This is a genomic window from Streptomyces sp. NPDC054794 (assembly GCF_053611585.1).
This window is the reverse complement of the sequence record NZ_JBSHAQ010000029.1, coordinates 103,957-121,164: the sequence shown is the minus strand read 5'-3', so window position 1 is coordinate 121,164 and position 17,208 is coordinate 103,957. Positions and strand designations below refer to the sequence as shown.

General features: G+C 68.0%; 16 protein-coding genes and 3 pseudogenes. 10 read left to right on the top strand and 9 right to left on the bottom strand.

The features are described 5' to 3' along the window. Window positions 1-209: 209 nt before the first annotated feature. Window positions 210-491 (bottom strand): annotated as a pseudogene (locus tag ACWGKT_RS28370) (acyl-CoA dehydrogenase family protein); the annotation flags it as partial. Between the two features lie 140 nt (window positions 492-631). Next, entirely contained in the window at window positions 632-1,381 is a 750-nt protein-coding gene (locus tag ACWGKT_RS28365) for a TetR/AcrR family transcriptional regulator (protein WP_453275945.1), read from the bottom strand. Window positions 1,382-1,725: 344 nt separating this feature from the next. Between ACWGKT_RS28365 and ACWGKT_RS28360 the strand changes: the two genes are divergently transcribed. Further along, window positions 1,726-1,953, top strand: coding sequence for a DUF6480 family protein (locus ACWGKT_RS28360; protein WP_453275944.1), 228 nt, complete (start codon window positions 1,726-1,728; stop codon window positions 1,951-1,953). A gap of 86 nt (window positions 1,954-2,039) precedes the next feature. After that, window positions 2,040-2,342, top strand: a complete 303-nt coding sequence (locus ACWGKT_RS28355; protein ID WP_453275943.1) for an Lrp/AsnC ligand binding domain-containing protein — start codon at window positions 2,040-2,042, stop codon at window positions 2,340-2,342. Window positions 2,343-2,399: 57 nt separating this feature from the next. On the opposite strand, the gene ACWGKT_RS28350 is transcribed toward ACWGKT_RS28355, so the two are convergent. Beyond that, a complete protein-coding gene (locus ACWGKT_RS28350) occupies window positions 2,400-2,570 on the bottom strand; it encodes a hypothetical protein (protein ID WP_356155761.1) in 171 nt (56 codons plus the stop codon). A gap of 93 nt (window positions 2,571-2,663) precedes the next feature. Continuing rightward, complete coding sequence (locus ACWGKT_RS28345; RefSeq protein WP_235456870.1) at window positions 2,664-3,020, bottom strand: PRC-barrel domain-containing protein; 357 nt, start codon at window positions 3,018-3,020, stop codon at window positions 2,664-2,666. 397 nt (window positions 3,021-3,417) lie between these two features. On the opposite strand from ACWGKT_RS28345, the gene ACWGKT_RS28340 reads away from it, so the two are divergent. Next, complete coding sequence (locus tag ACWGKT_RS28340) at window positions 3,418-4,023, top strand: DUF4328 domain-containing protein (RefSeq protein ID WP_453275942.1); 606 nt, start codon at window positions 3,418-3,420, stop codon at window positions 4,021-4,023. 89 nt (window positions 4,024-4,112) lie between these two features. Further along, complete coding sequence (locus tag ACWGKT_RS28335) at window positions 4,113-4,457, top strand: DUF2750 domain-containing protein (protein WP_453275941.1); 345 nt, start codon at window positions 4,113-4,115, stop codon at window positions 4,455-4,457. Here ACWGKT_RS28335 and ACWGKT_RS28330 read toward each other — a convergent pair. Further along, a pseudogene (locus ACWGKT_RS28330) lies at window positions 4,454-5,087 on the bottom strand (IS5 family transposase); the annotation flags it as partial. The gene ACWGKT_RS28335 and the pseudogene ACWGKT_RS28330 overlap by 4 nt on opposite strands. A 445-nt stretch (window positions 5,088-5,532) precedes the next feature. Then, window positions 5,533-5,754, bottom strand: a complete 222-nt coding sequence (locus tag ACWGKT_RS28325) for a CarD family transcriptional regulator (protein WP_235456865.1) — start codon at window positions 5,752-5,754, stop codon at window positions 5,533-5,535. 212 nt (window positions 5,755-5,966) lie between these two features. Here ACWGKT_RS28325 and ACWGKT_RS28320 point away from each other — a divergent pair, with 212 nt between their 5' ends. After that, window positions 5,967-6,983, top strand: a complete 1,017-nt coding sequence (locus ACWGKT_RS28320; protein ID WP_453275940.1) for a DNA-directed RNA polymerase subunit alpha — start codon at window positions 5,967-5,969, stop codon at window positions 6,981-6,983. Window positions 6,984-7,149: 166 nt separating this feature from the next. On the opposite strand, the gene ACWGKT_RS28315 is transcribed toward ACWGKT_RS28320, so the two are convergent. Further along, window positions 7,150-8,349 (bottom strand): epoxide hydrolase family protein, encoded by a 1,200-nt coding sequence (locus ACWGKT_RS28315; RefSeq protein WP_453275939.1) that lies wholly within the window; start codon window positions 8,347-8,349, stop codon window positions 7,150-7,152. Window positions 8,350-8,719: 370 nt separating this feature from the next. Here ACWGKT_RS28315 and ACWGKT_RS28310 point away from each other — a divergent pair, with 370 nt between their 5' ends. From ACWGKT_RS28310 to ACWGKT_RS28295, 4 genes are all read left to right on the top strand, one after another. After that, window positions 8,720-11,533, top strand: coding sequence for an AAA family ATPase (locus ACWGKT_RS28310; protein WP_453275938.1), 2,814 nt, complete (start codon window positions 8,720-8,722; stop codon window positions 11,531-11,533). A gap of 309 nt (window positions 11,534-11,842) precedes the next feature. Further along, on the top strand, window positions 11,843-12,934 hold the full coding sequence (locus ACWGKT_RS28305; protein ID WP_453275937.1) for a hypothetical protein: 1,092 nt from the start codon (window positions 11,843-11,845) through the stop codon (window positions 12,932-12,934). Between the two features lie 225 nt (window positions 12,935-13,159). Next, window positions 13,160-14,236 (top strand): fatty acid desaturase family protein, encoded by a 1,077-nt coding sequence (locus ACWGKT_RS28300; RefSeq protein ID WP_453275936.1) that lies wholly within the window; start codon window positions 13,160-13,162, stop codon window positions 14,234-14,236. 197 nt (window positions 14,237-14,433) lie between these two features. Next, window positions 14,434-15,720 carry an ATP-binding protein gene (locus ACWGKT_RS28295; protein WP_453275951.1) on the top strand — a complete coding sequence of 429 codons (1,287 nt, stop codon included), beginning with the start codon at window positions 14,434-14,436 and terminating at the stop codon, window positions 15,718-15,720. A gap of 84 nt (window positions 15,721-15,804) precedes the next feature. Here the strand turns inward: ACWGKT_RS28295 and ACWGKT_RS28290 are convergent, their stop codons facing one another. Then, window positions 15,805-16,551: a DUF6585 family protein gene (locus ACWGKT_RS28290; protein WP_453275935.1), complete on the bottom strand. Its 747-nt coding sequence runs from the start codon at window positions 16,549-16,551 to the stop codon at window positions 15,805-15,807. 133 nt (window positions 16,552-16,684) lie between these two features. Between ACWGKT_RS28290 and ACWGKT_RS28285 the strand changes: the two are divergent. After that, window positions 16,685-16,810 (top strand): annotated as a pseudogene (locus ACWGKT_RS28285) (MBL fold metallo-hydrolase); the annotation flags it as partial. 71 nt (window positions 16,811-16,881) lie between these two features. Here ACWGKT_RS28285 and ACWGKT_RS28280 read toward each other — a convergent pair. Next, window positions 16,882-17,181 (bottom strand): hypothetical protein, encoded by a 300-nt coding sequence (locus ACWGKT_RS28280; protein ID WP_453275934.1) that lies wholly within the window; start codon window positions 17,179-17,181, stop codon window positions 16,882-16,884. Window positions 17,182-17,208: the final 27 nt, after the last annotated feature.

The window sequence follows — 17,208 nt, the reverse complement described above, 5'->3', positions numbered from 1 at the left end:
CTCTACCCCGAGCGCCCCGACAGCGCCCCCGCACTACCCAACACCACCAACACGACGACCGATTGATCGGCTACACCATCACCCGGGACACGATCGTCGACGTCGTGGATCACAGCCGGATCAAGCCCGGGACGGCGCGCCTGGACCTCCCGGATCAGGCCGCCGACCGGGCCGATCGGCTCGTTGCCGTGCAGGACCTGAGGGCAGAGTCAGGCGAGCAGCGAGCGGCCGATGATCTCCTTCATGATCTCGGTCGTGCCGCCGTAGATGGTCCGGATGCGGCCGTCGGTGAACGCCTTGGCGATCGGGTACTCCGTCATGTAGCCGTATCCGCCGTGCAGTTGCAGGCAGCGGCCGGCCACCCGCTTCTGCTGCTCGGTCGCCCACCACTTCACCATGGAGGCATGGACGGCATCCAGCGAACCATTGGCGTGCTCCTCGATGCAGCGGTCCAGGAAGGCTCGGGTGACGGCGCACTCGGTGGCCAACTCGTGGCCCGCAGTGGCGCACAGCGGCCCGTCGTGGCGCCAGCCGGTCATCCGGCCGTAGGCCAGCCGCGGATCGCGGGCGAGACAGGCCATGGGGCCTACTGGACGATCCGCATCGGGGATCTCCTGGACCCTGCCCCGTGTTACCGGACGCGCGACAGCACTCGACCGCCTGCTGCGGCCTCGAATCCTTGGAGCCGCCGCGTTGCTCGGCTCGACGCCGACCCGCCCACGGCAGAGGCGACGCCGGCCCAGTCCTCATCCGGCGCGCCGCGGAGCCCGATCGCGGCGGCCCACAGTCGAGACAGGTGGTCGACGACCGCGTCCTCGTCGAATGCCTCGGCGAGCGTGTCGAGCACATGGCCGACCTGTTCGACCATCGAGCCCAGCGCGATGGCCGTCAGCCTGGCATCCAGACTCGGATTCGCCAGGCCTGCTTCCTGCAGTCGCCTGATGCCCTCCGTACTACGGCTCACGTAGAGCTCCCGGATCTCAAGAACCATCTGCCGCAGCCCCTCGTCCGCGACCGCCCCCTGCTCCACGATCCGCACCACCTTCGACGCCTGGTTCCAGGCCCGCAGATAGCGACGGTTCGACTCCACGAGCCGCGTATAGGGGTGGTCCGTGGTGTCCGGCGGGACCAGGCTCGACGTGAACATCTCACCGGCGACCGAGCGGAGAACGGTGTGCAGCAGGTCTTCCTTGGATTCGAAGTACGTATAGAACGTCCCGTACGAAACGCCCGCCACCTGCGCCACGGCCTCAGGGCTGAAACCTGCCCAACCCTGACGCTCCAGGACCTCCCGACCAGCAAGAATCAGCCCTTCGCGAGTACGCCGACCACGTGTCGTGGCCGGCGTCTTCGGGGCCAACTTGGTCCTTGGACGTCCCATGCGCCCATCATGGCACGCCTCGAATCGGTGCCATCGGCACTCTGATTCTCTTGATCGTCTTGATGACGCGGCGGAGCCGGGCCGTGCTCACGCCGGGCCGTGGTCACGGTGACGTCGGCGCCGGGCTTCAGGCGGACCGCTCGCAGTCCTGCGGGCCAGAGCCGCGGAATCACTTTGCTCGGCGATTGCAGAAGCGTCGCTCCGGGAACTCGAAAGCCGGCGGTCGCGCTCACTGTGGCGCCACTCCCGAGGGTGATTCCCGGCTCCTGGCACGCGATCACGCGATCACATGCTCAGGCGCTGGCGGGCGCCCCCCATGGTTTTGGATCAACGGAGTGCAGATCATGACAACACCCGACCCCCGTACCTGGTCCGCGCACGGAACCTCGCCCGTCGGGCGCAAGGTGCCCCCTGTCCCTACCCCGCCCGCTGAGGGGAGTACCACGGCGGGAATCTCCCAGCACGAGCCCGCCGCACCCAAGGCCTGGGGACCCGTCTCCCTCGTCGTGATCATGGCCGTTGTCGTGTTGATCGCCATCGGGTTGATCGGCATGGTCGTGGCCCTGATGTAGTCCGAACCGGCCGTGCCCGGCTCGACGACCGTTCCGCCCGGTCCTGCCCCGCTTGGACCAGGTGCAGAGGCGACCAGGTCACCCCAGTGGTCTACGGGCGTGCGAGCGGGAGGTACGGGTACACGGCCCAGTGCCTGCTCTGGCTCTCGGTGGCCCCGTCGCAGGTCGCGGCGGTGGCGGCGCAGCTGGCCGCGGACGCCGAGACCGCGCACGTCGCCGCGATCACCGGTCGCCACAACCTCCTCGCGGTCCTCGTCTGCCGCGACACCAACGACCTGTACGCGTACGTCACCGACCGTCTCGGCGCGCTCCCGGGCGTCGACCAGATCGAGACGGCGGCTGTGGATTCCTACATCAAGCGGTTCGCACCCGCTCAGGACCACAGGTAGACCGAACCACGGCGCCGCCGTTCGGCGAACGCGACCAGGAATGGGCGCTCGGCGGCATCACCGGACGAGGTGTCGATGAGAGCGCCGGGACCAGCGCCTACCGAAGAGGACCAGGTCCGCCACGAAGACCACGATGCCGATGATCAAGAGATAGGTCAGCCCGTGCACCACCGCGCCGATGAGTCCCAGGACGATGGCCACGAGGATCAGGAACAGGAAAAGGGCCATGATGAGCACATCCTCCGGCCTGCGCTGCGGGTGATGAGCCCCGCAGTGACGAGGGATCTGGCCAGGCTTCGACACTCTGGCGATGGAAGCTGGTCAGCGGCGCGCGAGGCGACGCCCGTGTCCAGCGCCAGGCTCGTAGGGCCTGTCGTAGTGTTTGAAGACCTCTTCTTCCCGCTCGACCGGCAGGACGTCATCCACGCCCATGGACGGCGCCTTCCGCACCAGCCCTCGTGAGTGCGCCACCTTCACGTATCCGGGGCCGAGGGTTGCCTCGTCGAGGGGCACGAAGACGAGTCGGTGCCGGGTCGGAAGTCCGGTACGGACGGTGACCATGGCCGGCACGTCGGTGGTGGTGTCCACGTACACCGCTTCCAGGGCTCCGATCTTGCGTCCCCTGGGATCGAGCACGTCGCGGTTGCGCCACTCGCGGATATCGGCTGAGTGGATCATGCCTCGCTCCTCTCGGCTCTGAGCGGCTGGGGCCGGGTGGCCTTGAGAGCGCCGGGCTGGCAGGGCGCACCGTGATGTGGTGGGTGCGGAGGCGGAGCGGCAGTCTGAGTGACTGCTGATCCGCCGTGAGGGGCTCCGGTGGCCGCCGTCGTCCGAAGAAGCGGTGCCGGAGCGCTGGTGACGTGGTCCGGGTTTCCGAATCCTCGGCAGGGAAACGGGGTCATACCTGCATGAGTGGTTAGTCGACGCCCTCCACGGCGGGCCGTGACTTTCGTATCCCTGCGAGGTTACGATCCCCCGCCGACCTGCGGGAACTTCCAAACAGGCGGCTTCCAGGAGGTGCGGGGTGGGCAGGGCTGCCGGGGCGCTGGGCGGGCTGACGCGATGGACGTGCGGTGTGCTCGCCGCGTACGCAACGCTGACTGTGGCGACGGGGGTAGCGGCGTGGCACAAGTACCAAGTGTTGCAGGCACCGCCTCTGCCGGCTCAACCGGACGGCAGCGAGGTACTGCCGCTGCTCAACGCCGACATCTGGTTCGGGAATCTGAGGGGCTGGTGGAACGGTGCCACCCTCGTGACGGTGGTGGTCTTCAGCGTCTGGATGTCCCGCATGCGCGACCTCGCGGAGCTGGTCTGGCCCGAGGGGCAGCGTCGCAGCCGTTGCTGGTTGTTCTTCGGCTGGGTGGTCCCGATTGCCGACCTGTTCGTGCTGAAGATGTTCGTCAACGACCTGTGGGCCGCCTCCCGGCCGGCGTCGCGGCGTGAGCGCGGCCATCCCCTGCTCACCTTCTGGTGGCTCTCCGTCCTCGCCGCGGGCGTCACGGGCACCGACGCCCTGTCCGCCCTGAAGCACGCACACACTGCCGGCCAGACCAGCCAGGCCCTGCAGCAGGTCATGGAAAGCGATCTCCTGTACGTCTGCGCTGCCGCCCTGTCCGCCGCCGTCGTCTGGCAACTCAGCGGCAAGCTGAAGCAAGCCGTTCAGCCGGCCCCGGCGTCGTAGGCACCTGGGGTTCGTGAACTCATCGATCAGGAGTGGGACTTAAGAACTCCTAACGAAATGAGTGTTGGGGAGCTGTAGGCTCGGTGGCCATGAGTCAGAGCGGTTCGCAAGCGGCGGCGTTCTTCCGAGACGTCCGCCAAAGCAGAGTGGTCTGGCTTGTCCGGGATGACGACGGAAGCCCGACTCACCTCTCCGCGGACGGCACGCGAAGTCTCCCCTTCTGGTCGACCTCGCCCCGCGCCCAGAGGGCAGCGAAGATCTGGGGGCATGGACTCCGCGTTGAGTCCATGCCCTCGGACACCTGGTGCGATCGCGTACTGCCCGATGCCGCCCGGGATGGACTCGTGATCGGCATCAACTGGAGCGGGCCGCGCCTGGTCGGCTGGAGCCTCACCCCCAAGGAAGTTCTCAACCGGCTAGCGGTGGCTGACTAGCCCACGGCATCGGTCACCAGAGCGCGCAGTCGCCGCCAGCAGATGAGTGCGCATCCGAGGGCGAGGAACGCTTCGTGGATGTCGTCGCGGATCTCCCGGCGGATCCGCAGGCGGCAGAACCAATGCAGGTGAGCGAATGGGCGCTCCACGACCCAGCGTTGCTTTCCCAGGCCGGAGCCATGCTCGATTCGGGGCGGGCGATCAGCGGCTTCACACCGAGGCCCCGGACAAGCCGGCGGTACTTGTCGTGGTCGTAGCCGCGGTCGCCGGGTACCACGTCCGGGTGGCGCCGGGGCCGGCCCCGCTTATCCCGCACTGGCGGCACGGCCTGGAGGAGTGGGATGAGCTGGGTGACGTCGTTGCGGTTGCCGCCGGTCAGGGTGGTGGCGAGCGGGATGCCCATGGCATCGGTGATCAAGTGTGTTTGCTGCCCGTCCTGTCCCGATCGACAGGGCTTCGTCCGGTCTTGGCTCCCCCTTCAAAGCCCGGATGAGGGAGCCGTCGACCGACCTCCCGGGAGAAGTCCGAAGCGTTCGCATCGCGGAGCTCGGCGAGGAGCACCTCGTGCAACCGGGGCCACACGCCGGCCTCGGTCCACTCGGCCAGGCGGCGCCGGCACGTCGTGCCCGAACCGAAGGCCGAGTTCCTGCGGCAGGTTGGCTGGCCAGCCTTTTGATCCGCGACGTGCACCCGGCCCGAGGAGCGGCCGCAGTCCGGACACGCCGAGCCGACTGCCGGCCAGGGCAGAGGTAGCCCAGGACGTAACCCTCCCGCGGTACCGGAGACGGCCCGCGGTCAGTTGTCGAAAGCGCCGTACTCGCGGGAGCTAGGCCGCCTTGGGTCGCGCGGGACGCTTGCCCGAAGCGGGCACCTGTACGTCCTCGGGCAGGAAGCTGTCGTCTTCCCCGAAGTCCGGGGCCTGGAAGGGGTTTGTCGTCGGATGCGGCGATGCTGCAGCGGCGCGGCGGGGTTGCCCTTCCAGGGCGGAGAACAGCGGCGTCGGATCGATGGGAGGTCTCCCTTTCGTTACAGGTCCCAGGAGGGGCCTGGCGTGCCGTGACCGGGCACGGCGGTCCTACAGCTTGGTCATCTTGGCGTATGGGCTCAAGATCCGCATTTGTGCCGAGCCGAAATCCACGAGGGCCGCGATTCCATCCTCGATGCCGATCACCCGGCCGAGGCCGTACATGTCGTGCGTAACCTGGTCACCCACGGCGAAATGCTTAGGAGCCGGGGCGACCGGGGCCCTGAAGGGGCTGGTGGGCAAATGACGCTTCGGTGCAGCGGGCTTTGTCATCGCCCCCCAGTATGCGCCACGAACCGTGCTGGTGGTTCCGGGGGCAAGAATGGTTGACCGTTGGACTTCATTTGGCACGTTCTGTGCCTGCCGATCGGTCGGCAAACGGGCGGGGTCGGGCGGTTCGGCTTCATAGAAGGTCGAACCGCCCGTACGCTTCGTGTTGTCTACGGCGTCACATAGCGGGCGCCAAACACTGGAGGCAATACCTCGTGCTGATCGCTCAGCGTCCTTCGTTGACCGAAGAGGTCGTCGATGAGTTCCGCTCCCGGTTCGTGATCGAGCCGCTGGAGCCGGGCTTCGGCTATACCCTCGGCAACTCTCTCCGTCGTACTCTCCTGTCGTCGATCCCGGGTTCCGCTGTCACCAGCATCCGCATCGACGGTGTCCTGCACGAGTTCACCACCGTGCCGGGCGTCAAGGAGGACGTCACCGACCTGATCCTCAACATCAAGCAGCTGGTCGTCTCCTCGGAGCACGACGAGCCGGTCGTGATGTACCTGCGCAAGCAGGGTCCGGGTCTGGTCACCGCCGCCGACATCGCGCCCCCGGCCGGTGTCGAGGTGCACAACCCCGACCTGGTCCTCGCCACGCTCAACGGCAAGGGCAAGCTGGAGATGGAGCTGACCGTCGAGCGCGGTCGCGGCTACGTCTCCGCCGTGCAGAACAAGCAGGTGGGCCAGGAGATCGGCCGTGTCCCGGTCGACTCGATCTACAGCCCGGTGCTCAAGGTCACGTACAAGGTCGAGGCGACCCGTGTCGAGCAGCGCACCGACTTCGACAAGCTGATCGTCGACGTCGAGACGAAGCAGGCCATGCGTCCGCGCGACGCCATGGCGTCGGCCGGCAAGACGCTGGTCGAGCTGTTCGGTCTCGCCCGTGAGCTGAACATCGACGCCGAGGGCATCGACATGGGTCCGTCCCCGACGGACGCCGCCCTGGCCGCCGACATGGCGCTGCCGATCGAGGAGCTGGAGCTCACCGTTCGGTCGTACAACTGCCTCAAGCGTGAGGGCGTCCACTCGGTGGGCGAGCTTCTGGCGCGCTCCGAGGCCGACCTCCTCGACATTCGCAACTTCGGTGCGAAGTCGATCGACGAGGTCAAGGCGAAGCTGGCCGGCATGGGCCTGGCCCTCAAGGACAGCCCGCCCGGATTCGACCCGACCGCTGCCGCCTTCGACGCGGACGACAACGGGGGCACGGGTTTCATGGAGACCGAGCAGTACTGAACACCGCACCGGGTCGCGGGGGAGCCAGGAAGGCAGAGGAGTTGGCGATGAGCGCCGACTGACGGTGTATCCCGGGACACGAAGGAGTACGGGGCGGCCAAGCGGGAGTTGGGCCGCTTGACCGCCCCGTCGGCCTGGCGCCTCTGCAGGCGTCCGGCGTGTTCGTCTACCGCAGGGTGCGGAAGCCCGTACGGATCTCGTTCACCAAGAGCTCCGGCTGCTCCCAGGCGGCGAAGTGGCCGCCCTTGGGCAGCCTGTTGTAGTGGACGAGGTTCGGGTAGGCCTGCTCGGCCCAGCTCTTCGGCGCCTGGTACAGCTCGTCGGGGAAGACGCTGACGGCTACCGGGAGCTTGACGCCCCGCACGCCGAAGAACGGCCTCGTGTTCTCCCCGTAGAGACGGGCCGCGGAGACCGCGGTGTTGGTCAGCCAGAACAGCGTGATGTTGTCCAGGACGTCGTCCCGCGTCAGGCCCTCCTCCTCCCCGGCGAAGGCCCGGGAGATCAGCTCCAGACTGGCCTTGTCGTGGTCGAGCAGGAAGGCGGCCAGGCCGACCGGGGAGTCCGCGAAGGCGGTCAGCGACTGCGGACGTGAGCCCATCATGTAGGCGTAGTAGACGTGCCGGTAGACGAAGTCCAGCTGCTCGACGGCCGCCTTCTCCTCGTCGTTGGCGAGCACGACGTCGGACGGCAGCGGGTTGCCGGCGATGATGGCCTCCTCGATGGCGGGCGGAATCACCTTGGGCATGTTGGTGTGGATGCCGACCAGACCCTCGGGCTCCTGCACCCCCATGACGTCCGTGACGACCGCGCCCCAGTCGCCACCCTGCGCGACATACTTCGTGTAGCCGAGTCGCTTCATCAGCTCGCCCCAGGCGCGGGCGATCCGCTCGGGGCCCCAGCCCTTCGCGGTCGGCTTGCCGGAGAAGCCGTAGCCCGGCATCGACGGGATCACCACGTGGAAGGCGTCCGCGGCGTCGCCACCGTGGGCCGTCGGGTCCGTGAGCGGCTCGATGATCTTCAGCTGCTCGATGACCGAACCCGGCCAGCCGTGCGTGACGATCACCGGCAGGGCGTTCTCGTGCTTCGAGCGGACGTGGATGAAGTGGATGTCCAGCCCGTCGATCTCCGTGATGAACTGCGGATACGACTTGAGCTTCGCCTCGACCTTGCGCCAGTCGTACTCCGACGCCCAGTACCGCGCGAGTTCCTTGATCGTCTCCAATTGCGTGCCCTGCGACTGGTCCGCGACGGTCTCCTTCTCGGGCCACCGTGCCGCCTCGATGCGCGCCCGCAGATCGTCGAGCTCCGCGTCGGGGAACTCGAACGTGAACGGCCGGATCTCCGGAGTGCCGGGGTTGACGGACATGTAAATCTCCTTGCTGTCGCCAGTGACCTCGTGCCACCGACTCGTCCACCATTTCCGAGGCCCGACGTGCATCGCCCCCGGGGAACCCCCGGGGTTTCGCCCCCTGGCTGAACCCGGGGCATCGCAGTCGCGGCGGAGGCGACGCAACGCTGGGTCACGCGGAGGCGCGCACAGTCATTTCCGCTCATTTCCGATGATCAGGCAGCACCGAGCGCCATCCGCTCATAAGCCTCATTGCAGCTAAAACTTCGTAGAATGGGCTCACCGTGTCGGCAATGTCAGGTGGTGTCTGAGGGCAGCAGGCCGAGCCGACCGGCCGTTTCGATCGGCCGCGGGCAGACGCGTCAAGCAGCGGGGTAGGAGATCGACGATGGGCGTGCCCGGCACCGGTGCTCAGGTCGGACTGCTGGGGCGTGACCGGGAGCTGGCCGCGCTGGAGCGGGTACTGGCGACAACGCGGGCGGGCGGCGGTGCGGTCCTGGTCCTCCGCGGCGAGGCAGGTATCGGCAAGACCGCCTTGCTGGACTACGCGGCCGGTCGGGCCGTCGGGTTCCGAACCGCTGCCATCGCGGGCGTCGAGTCGGAGATGAAGCTTCCGTTCGCGGGCCTTCAGCAGCTTTGCACGTTCACGGGCACGCTGGGGCGGCTTCCAGATCTGCCGGAGCCGCAGCGCGATGCACTGTCCGTGGTGTTCGGACTACGGGAGGGCGAGGCACCGAATCGATACCTGGTCGGCCTGGCCGCGCTCGGTCTGTTCGCCGGCGCCGCCGAGGTCCAGCCGCTGGCTTGCCTCATCGATGATGCACAGTGGCTGGATGAGGAGTCCAAGGCGGCGCTGGTGTTTGTCGCCAGGCGGTTGATGGCCGAACGGATAGCTTTGATCTTCGCCCTGCGGGAGCCCGATGACCATCGCGAGCTGGCCGGTCTGCCGGAACTGATCGTCGACGGCCTCGGCGAGTCCGACGCACGTGCCCTGCTGGCTTCGGCTCTCCGGGTGCCGCTCGACCCGCTGGTACGGGACCGGATCGTCGCCGAGGCCCAGGGGAATCCGATGGCCCTGCTGCAGTTGCCGCAGGCGCCCGCGGAGCTGGCGGGCGGATTCTGGCTTCCCGGCGGGCGCCCGTTGGCAAGCCGCATCGAGGACGCCTTCTACCAGCGGGTCCGGTCACTTTCGCGGGACAGTCGGCGCCTCCTGCTGACGGCAGCGGCGGAACCGACCGGGGACGCATGCCTGCTGTGGCGCGCAGCCGGCCTGCAGGAGATACCGGAGGACGCCGCAGCGCCGGCCGAGGCCGCGGGGCTCGTCGAATACGGCACCCGGCTGCGGTTCCACCACCCCCTGGTGCGCTCGGCCATCTATCAGAGGGCGTCCGCGCCGGATCGCCGGGCGGCACACCGGGCACTGGCGGAAGCCACCGATCCCCACGTCGATCCTGATCGCAGTGCGTGGCACCGTGCTCACGCCGCCACCCGGCCCGACGAGAGCGTCGCCGTCGACCTGGAACGCTCGGCCGGCCGGGCCCAAGGCAGGGGAGGAGCCGCCGCCGCAGTCTCGTTCCTCCGGCGGGCCGCGGAGCTGACGCCCGACCCCGCACGCCGCGTCACCCGTGCACTGGCCGCCGCGCAGGCCGCGATCGACGCCGGCGGCGGCCAGGCCCGCAACCTGCTGGCGGCCGCCGATGCCGGCCCTCTCGACGACCTGCAGCGCGCCCGACTTGAGAGGCTGCGAGCCCGACTGGTGTTCGCCCAGGTACGAGGCCGAGACGCACACCGGCTCCTGCTCGACGCGGCACATCGGCTGGCGCCTCTCGACGCCGCCCTCGCCCGTGACACGCTGCTGGAAGCGCTCGGCGCGGCGATCTTCGCCGGCCGTCTGAGCGTGGGCGCCGGGCTCCGGGAGGTGGCCGAGGCGGCCCGCGCCGGACCATTGCCGCCGACGCCGCCGCGGATGATCGACGTCCTCCTGGACAGCATGGTCAGCCGGATCATCGATGGCTACGCCGTCGGCGTCGCCCCGCTCAGGCATGCGCTGCACGTCGTCCAGCAGGAGCAGGAGCAGCAGCAGGCATCCGGCGCCACGGAGGCGCACCGGCGCCGGCTGTGGCTGGCGTTCCGCGTGATGTCCGAGCCTCTCGCGTCTGAGCTGTGGGACGACGACGCGTGGTACGAACTGGCGGTCGGCGCCGTTCGCACCGCCCGCGAAGCGGGGGCCCTCGCCGTCCTTCCGATGGTGCTGACCTACCAGGCGTGCGCCCACGTCCATGCCGGCGAATTCGATACGGCAGCGGCTCTGATCGACGAGGCGACGGCGATCTCGGACGCGGTGGGCGGCGTACCCATGATGTACACGTCACTGGTGCTCGACGCCTGGCGTGGCAATGAGTCCCGGGCACTGGATCTCATCGAGACCACCATCGAGGAAGTACGCGCCAGGGGTGAGGGGCGCGTTCTGAGCCTCGCCGAGTACGCGACCGCACTGCTGTACAACGGCCTCGGTCGCTACGATGCCGCGCTGGCAGCCGCGACGCGCGCATGTCAGTACGAGGATCTGGGCTTCTTCGGGTGGGCGCTGGCCGAACTCATCGAGGCGGCTGTCCGCAACGGGCAGCCGGAGACCGCGGCGGCGGCCATGGACGACCTCACCGCGCGCACACGCGCGAGCGGAACCGAATGGGCTCTGGGAGTAGGTACCTGCTCGCGCGCTCTGGTGAGCGACGACCGGGCAGCCGAGACGCTCTACCAAGAGGCGATCGAGCACCTCGGAGGCTGCCGTATCAACACCCATCTGGCCCGTGCCCGCTTGCTGTACGGGGAATGGCTGCGTCGTCAGAACCGCCGCCGGGAAAGTCGTGTTCAACTACGGTCCGCCTACGAGGCGTTCAGCCAGTTCGGAGCCGACGGATTCGCCGAGCGCGCCCGCAAGGAGCTGTTGGCGACCGGAGAGACCGCACGCAAGCGGACGATTAGCGCCGACCCCGAACTCACCGGCCAGGAAGCCCAAATTGCGAGGCTGGCCAGAGACGGGCACACCAACCAGGAGATCGCTGCCCAGCTGTTCATCAGCCCACGCACGGTGGAATGGCACCTCGGCAATGTCTTCGCGAAACTCGGGATCAGTTCGCGAAGGCAACTTCGTTCAGTGGGTCGTCTACGCGCTCAACCGTGGGCAGCGTCCGCTCCGTAGCGGGGGCGCTCATGAGCCGGGGCGAGCGCCTGCCGCACTGCTTCACGTCCCGTCCTCTTCATTCAAGCAGTAGCTGGCCGGCCGCCAATCATGAAATTCTCTGAACGCCTGAGGGGGATCTAGCGGGTTTCTTGGGGGGACTGATCTCGGCCGCGCGGTCCGCTGTTTCGTTGCCGCGACGATGCCGCGACACAGCAGGTGATTTCCGAGCCGTGCTGTGCTGATTCCGTGCTGTTCAGACCGTGGTTCATCGCCGGTGTCTCCGCTGCCCTCACCCTCCTTTCCCATTTCCGACAGAAAGAGGAAGAGATGGTCACGAGAGTATACGGAAATTCCAAAAAGTGGCCGGCCCGCATCCTGCGCGTCCTCATGACGCTCGCGGTGACCGTCGGTGTATTCGCCGTCGTCCCGTCCACCGCTCACGCGGCCGCGACACGAGGTTTCGCGTACGTCTGGGCGAACTCGCCGTCCGCTCCGCTCAACACGCCCTACACGCCGTCCGGTTACTACAGCCGCAACTCGACCGGTGCGGTGAACTCGGTGGTTCGCACGGGTGTCGGCCAGTACACGGTGCGCCTGCCCCGACTGGGCACGCTGGGCGGCACGGTGCACGTCACCGCCTACGGAGCGACCGGTCACTCCTGCAACGTCGCCTACTGGACTCCTACCGGTGACCGGCTCGACGTGCGCGTGCGGTGCTACACGGCCTCTGGCTCCCGCGCCGACACCCGCTTCACGGCGAGTTTCGTGAACACCGCCGACCTCGGCGGCCGGTTCGGCTACCTGTGGGCCAACCAGCCGGCCGCGGTCTCCTACACTCCCTCACCGACGTACCAGTTCAACTCAGCGGGGTCGGTCAACACCATCACCCGCAGCGGCGTGGGCCAGTACACGGTGCGGCTGCCCTCCATCGGCTCCGCGGCAGGACACGTGCAGGTGACCGCCTACGGCGATGTGCTCGCACGCTGCAAGACGGTCAACTGGTACCCGTCCGGAACCGCCCAACTGGTCAATGTCCGCTGCTTCACGTTCGGCGGGTCCTCGCGTGACACTCAGTTCACGCTGACCTACACCCGCGGCACCGGCCTCCTGCGCGCCACGCCCGCCGCGTACGCCTGGGCGAATCAGCCGACCACGGCCTCCTACACCCCGGCGACGGCCTACCAGTACAACTCCGCCGGCTACGCCAACCGGATCACGCGGCAGGGCGTCGGCGTCTACCGCGTATGGACCCCCGGGATGGCCCTGGGCTACGGCGACGTGCAGGTGACGGCCTACGGCCTGGACTCGCGGTACTGCAAGGTCGACTACTGGACCCCGAGCACAGGCATCCAGGTGCGGTGCTTCTCGCCCGTCGGGGCGCCGGCCGACACCTACTTCGACGTGTCCTTCGTGCGCTGACCGGGGCTCACGGGCGTCAGGACACACCATCCAGACGTCCGTGAGCAACACACCGACCGTCGCCCGGCCGCCGCGGTCGGCGACGGCGGACCGCACTTGAACCAGGGGGCCTGGACCGCAGTCGCTTCCGGGGGATAACCCCCGGTGGCCCTGGGGGAATGCCTCGCACGCAAAGGGTGGCTGGCAGGATTCTCCAGGTCGCGGGGCCGACAGGAGACTTCGGGCATGACGACTTCCCTCGATGTTTCCGTGCCGCACCAGTCCGCTCCTGCTGTCGCAAGAGGGTCCGGTGCCGACGGCGGCAGCGACTTCGCACGGCTCGCCCAACGGATAACCGTGGCCGGCCTGATGTGTCGGCGCCCTGGCTACTACGCAGCACGCATCGGCCTGGTGGTCGGACTGTACGCGGCAGGGTGGGGAGCCTTCTTCGTTCTGGGTGACACCTGGGGACAGCTGGCCGTGGCGGCCTTCTTGGCCTTTGTGTTCGGGCAGGTCGCCCTGCTCGCGCACGACCTGGCGCACCGGCAGGTGTTCCGGCGGCGTCGGCCCAGCGAGGTCATGGGCAGGCTGTTCGGGAATCTGGGTGTGGGCATGAGTTATGGCTGGTGGATGAACAAGCACACGCGCCACCACGCCAACCCCAATCACGAGGACCTGGATCCCGATGTCGCCCCGGACATCCTGGTGTGGTCGACCGATCAGGCGCGTGCCAGCCGAGGTGTGGCGCGTCTGATCGGTGGCCACCAGGCTCTGCTGTTCTTCCCGTTGCTGACCCTCGAAGGCTTCAACCTGCACGTTTCGAGCCTGCGGGCGCTGCGTTCGCCGTACATGAAGAAGCGGACGCTGGAGGGCGCCCTGCTCCTGCTGCACATCGCGGGTCTGCTGTCCGCCCTGTTCCTGGTCCTCTCGCCGGGCAAGGCGGTGGCGTTTCTGGTGCTGAACCAGAGCCTGTTCGGCGTGTATCTCGGCTGCACCTTTGCCCCGAACCACAAAGGTATGCCCACCTTCACCGGTGACGAGCGGCCCGACTTCCTCCGGCGCCAGGTCCTCACCTCCCGCAACGTGCGGGGTGGCCTGTTCACCGACGTGATGCTCGGCGGCCTCAACTACCAGATCGAGCACCACCTGTTCCCGAGCATGCCCACGCCCCATCTGCGCCGCGCCCAGGTCATCGTGCGGCACTACTGCGCCGAAATCGGGGTGCCGTACCACGAGACCGGACTGATCCGCTCCTACCGCGAGGCCCTGACCCACCTGCACCGGGTGGGAGAGCCGATCAGGCGGCAGAAAAGGGCACGCTGACATCGTCGGCCGAGAGGCCGGGAATCTTACGGTTCGCGCCGCACGCCTCGGTAACGGAACGGCAAGACCTGCTCACCATGCGCGAACACATGGCGCCGTGCTGCGGATCGCTTGCTCTGCACCGGACTGTCACCGGTCTGCTCGGTTCGTCGCGAGCCGCTGACACCGGAGACAATGGGGGTCCCGGCGCGGGTGAGGTGGTGGCGATGCCCGTATGGCATCTTCGCGACTATCGTGATGACGATCTTGATCAGGCCATCGAGATCTGGGACCAGAGCCGAATGGACGACGAAGACCGCGTCTTCCCGGTCTCCGAGGTGATGGCGGCGGCGAAGGCAGGTCAGACAGCGGTGGTCGCCTTGGTCGGCGACGAACTGGTGGGCATGGCCGTGGCTCAGGCATGCGGCAAGCGAGGGTGGATCCTCCTGGTGGCGCTCGCGTCCCGCTGGCGCCGCCAAGGCATCGGCAGTGCCCTCCTCGCCGAGGTGGAACGACGCCTGCGTGCGCTGGGCATACGCCACGTCAGTGCACTGCTTCCTGCCCACGCCGCCGGCACGAGGGCTCTGGAGAACTCCGGATACCGGTTCCGCGACGACCTCATCTACTACGAGAAGCTGGAGCCGCCCGAGACCGCCCACGCCGGACTCCTTGAGGCATTGGGCGGCCGCATGTTGCCTCAGGGACTCTGGGACACCATGGCCGGCATGGAGCGTGAGAAGCAGGTGGTCGAACGGCGTGTGGTGCTACCGCTGACCGAACCGGAACTGGCAGACCGCTACGGTGTCGTCCCACCCAAGGCAATCATCCTGTTCGGACCTCCCGGCACAGGGAAGACCAGCTTCGCCAAGGCGGTGGCATCACGGCTCGGCTGGCCGTTCGTGGAGCTCTTCCCCTCCCGGCTAGCGGCCGACACCACCGAGGGACTGGCCGCGGCGCTGCGTGAGGCATTCGCGGATCTGGCGGAGCTGGAATCGGTGGTGCTCTTCATCGACGAGGTCGAGGAGATCGCCGGCGTCAGATCGGGCAAGGCAGTCGATCCAGGGCACGGGGTGACCAACGAACTGCTCAAACTCATCCCCGTTTTCCGCGAGCAGGACGCGCGGCTGCTGGCCTGTGCCACCAACTCGGTACGCTCCCTGGACGCGGCCTTCCTGCGGCCGGGCCGGTTCGACTATGTCATCCCCATCGGCCCACCGGACTCGACCGCCCGCGCAGCGATCTGGGGCCGCTACCTCAGGGCCGCTTCCCGTACGGTCGACGTCACCCAACTGGTCAAGGCCAGCGAGTTGTTCACACCGGCCGACATCGAGTTCGCCGCCCGCAAGGGAGCGCAGCAGGCGTTCGAGCATGAGGTCGCGCATCGCCAGGGCCGGTCGGCGACCACCGAGGACTACATGAGGGCCATTGCCGACACCCGGCCAACGCTCACCGCACGAGCGATCGAGGAGTTCACCGAGGACATCGAGAAGTACAGCCGCCTCTGAGACGCGGGGCCGGGTCGATGTTCGGGGAACTCGCAGCCCATCGCGACGGGTCGTGGACCCGTACCTGGCTGCGTGGGTATCTATTCAACGGCGGAGCTCGCGCAAGCTGTGGGCAACCGTCAGGAACAGGTACAGGTTCGTGATGTCCTTGGTCAGATGGTGGGACCAGCGGACGGGGTCGCCCGAGGATCCGGTGGTCATGATGCGGACCAGGCCGCCCGAGGAACGGACCTCCCAGACTTTGGGCCACGGCAGGCTGCCCTTCCCCGGGGCGGATACGGCCGTACGGGAGAGCGAGAGATCCCCGAACGCGACCGTGCCGCCCTCGCTGAGCGTCTCCAGTACGGAAGCTCCCTGCGCGCGCACCACCGCGTCCTGCATCCGCGGACCCCAGACGTCGGGATCCTCATAGAACTCCGTGATCCGCACCGACCCCTGGCCGGGGGCGCTTGCCGTGTAGACGTATTTGGTCGGCGCGGGGCGGCCGTTGATGATCAGCTGGGTGATCTCCTGCTGGAGGCGAAGGGAATCCCAGCGCAGAGCGACCGGCGCGCCGCCGGACGGCGGGTGCACGACCAACCCCTCCTCGAACAGGTGCAGCCGCTGGGCGGCCCGCTTCCGGCTGAAATCGGGGAAACGGCGCATCCGGAACCAGTAGTACAGCAGACCGGGGACCAGGAAGAACGGCAAGAGCATGACGCAGTTGAAGACATGGGCGGCGAACACCGCCCGGCGGAGGCGCTTCGGCGCGTACACGCCTTGGAGCGCCCCCAGCCGATTCCGGGCGGCCAGGTCGGTGACCTCGGGCGACGCGGGAGCGAGAGGAGTCATGAGGACGAGCCTCCGAGCCGCGTCCACGCGTGACAACCGTGGTTCCACGTAGATCGGTCACGTATCGTCCGCGTACGGAGGGGCCGTGGGGTCGGCCAAGAGACCGCACCCCAATGGCGTAGCCGCCGGAGGAAGCACCATCGTGTGCACCCACGCCCACAACGACCACGTCGATGCGGCGCCTGCCCTGGCCGACCGAACAGGCGCCACGATCTGGCTGCATCGTGACGGCCTGCCGCTGTGGAAGTGCCCCAAGCCGACCGTGGCCGTGCGGACCCGGCGCGACCGGGCGCTCGCACTCCTGGCGGGTTCAGCCGTCGGACGCCGTACTCAGAGCACGCCCACCAGCACGATGACCAGGGCAGGCAGTGCGATGAAGACGGTGCCGAGGTAGACGGCGAGGACCCAGCGGTGTTCGGAGGTGATGCGGGCGAGGTTCTCGGCGCAGAACAGCGGCACGGGGCGCAGGAGCGGGATCACGTAGATCACGACGATCGCGAAGAGGTTGTAGATCAGATGCACGAAGGCTGCCTGCAGGCCGATCTTCGCGTCCTCTCCGACGCCTGCGAACGCCGCGAAGACCACCGTGAACGTTGTGCCGAGGTTGGAGCCGACGACGACGGGATACACCTGGGCCGGTGTCAGGGTTCTCCGGCG

What these genes read in the sequence shown, in the direction of transcription:
- ACWGKT_RS28365 (WP_453275945.1), bottom strand. Translation starts at nt 1,381, where the DNA reads ATGGGACGTCCAAGGACCAAGTTGGCCCCGAAGACGCCGGCCACGACA.
- ACWGKT_RS28360 (WP_453275944.1), top strand. Translation starts at nt 1,726, where the DNA reads ATGACAACACCCGACCCCCGTACCTGGTCCGCGCACGGAACCTCGCCC.
- ACWGKT_RS28350 (WP_356155761.1), bottom strand. Translation starts at nt 2,570, where the DNA reads ATGGCCCTTTTCCTGTTCCTGATCCTCGTGGCCATCGTCCTGGGACTC.
- ACWGKT_RS28345 (WP_235456870.1), bottom strand. Translation starts at nt 3,020, where the DNA reads ATGATCCACTCAGCCGATATCCGCGAGTGGCGCAACCGCGACGTGCTC.
- ACWGKT_RS28335 (WP_453275941.1), top strand. Translation starts at nt 4,113, where the DNA reads ATGAGTCAGAGCGGTTCGCAAGCGGCGGCGTTCTTCCGAGACGTCCGC.
- ACWGKT_RS28325 (WP_235456865.1), bottom strand. Translation starts at nt 5,754, where the DNA reads ATGACAAAGCCCGCTGCACCGAAGCGTCATTTGCCCACCAGCCCCTTC.
- ACWGKT_RS28315 (WP_453275939.1), bottom strand. Translation starts at nt 8,349, where the DNA reads ATGTCCGTCAACCCCGGCACTCCGGAGATCCGGCCGTTCACGTTCGAG.
- ACWGKT_RS28310 (WP_453275938.1), top strand. Translation starts at nt 8,720, where the DNA reads ATGGGCGTGCCCGGCACCGGTGCTCAGGTCGGACTGCTGGGGCGTGAC.
- ACWGKT_RS28305 (WP_453275937.1), top strand. Translation starts at nt 11,843, where the DNA reads ATGGTCACGAGAGTATACGGAAATTCCAAAAAGTGGCCGGCCCGCATC.
- ACWGKT_RS28300 (WP_453275936.1), top strand. Translation starts at nt 13,160, where the DNA reads ATGACGACTTCCCTCGATGTTTCCGTGCCGCACCAGTCCGCTCCTGCT.
- ACWGKT_RS28290 (WP_453275935.1), bottom strand. Translation starts at nt 16,551, where the DNA reads ATGACTCCTCTCGCTCCCGCGTCGCCCGAGGTCACCGACCTGGCCGCC.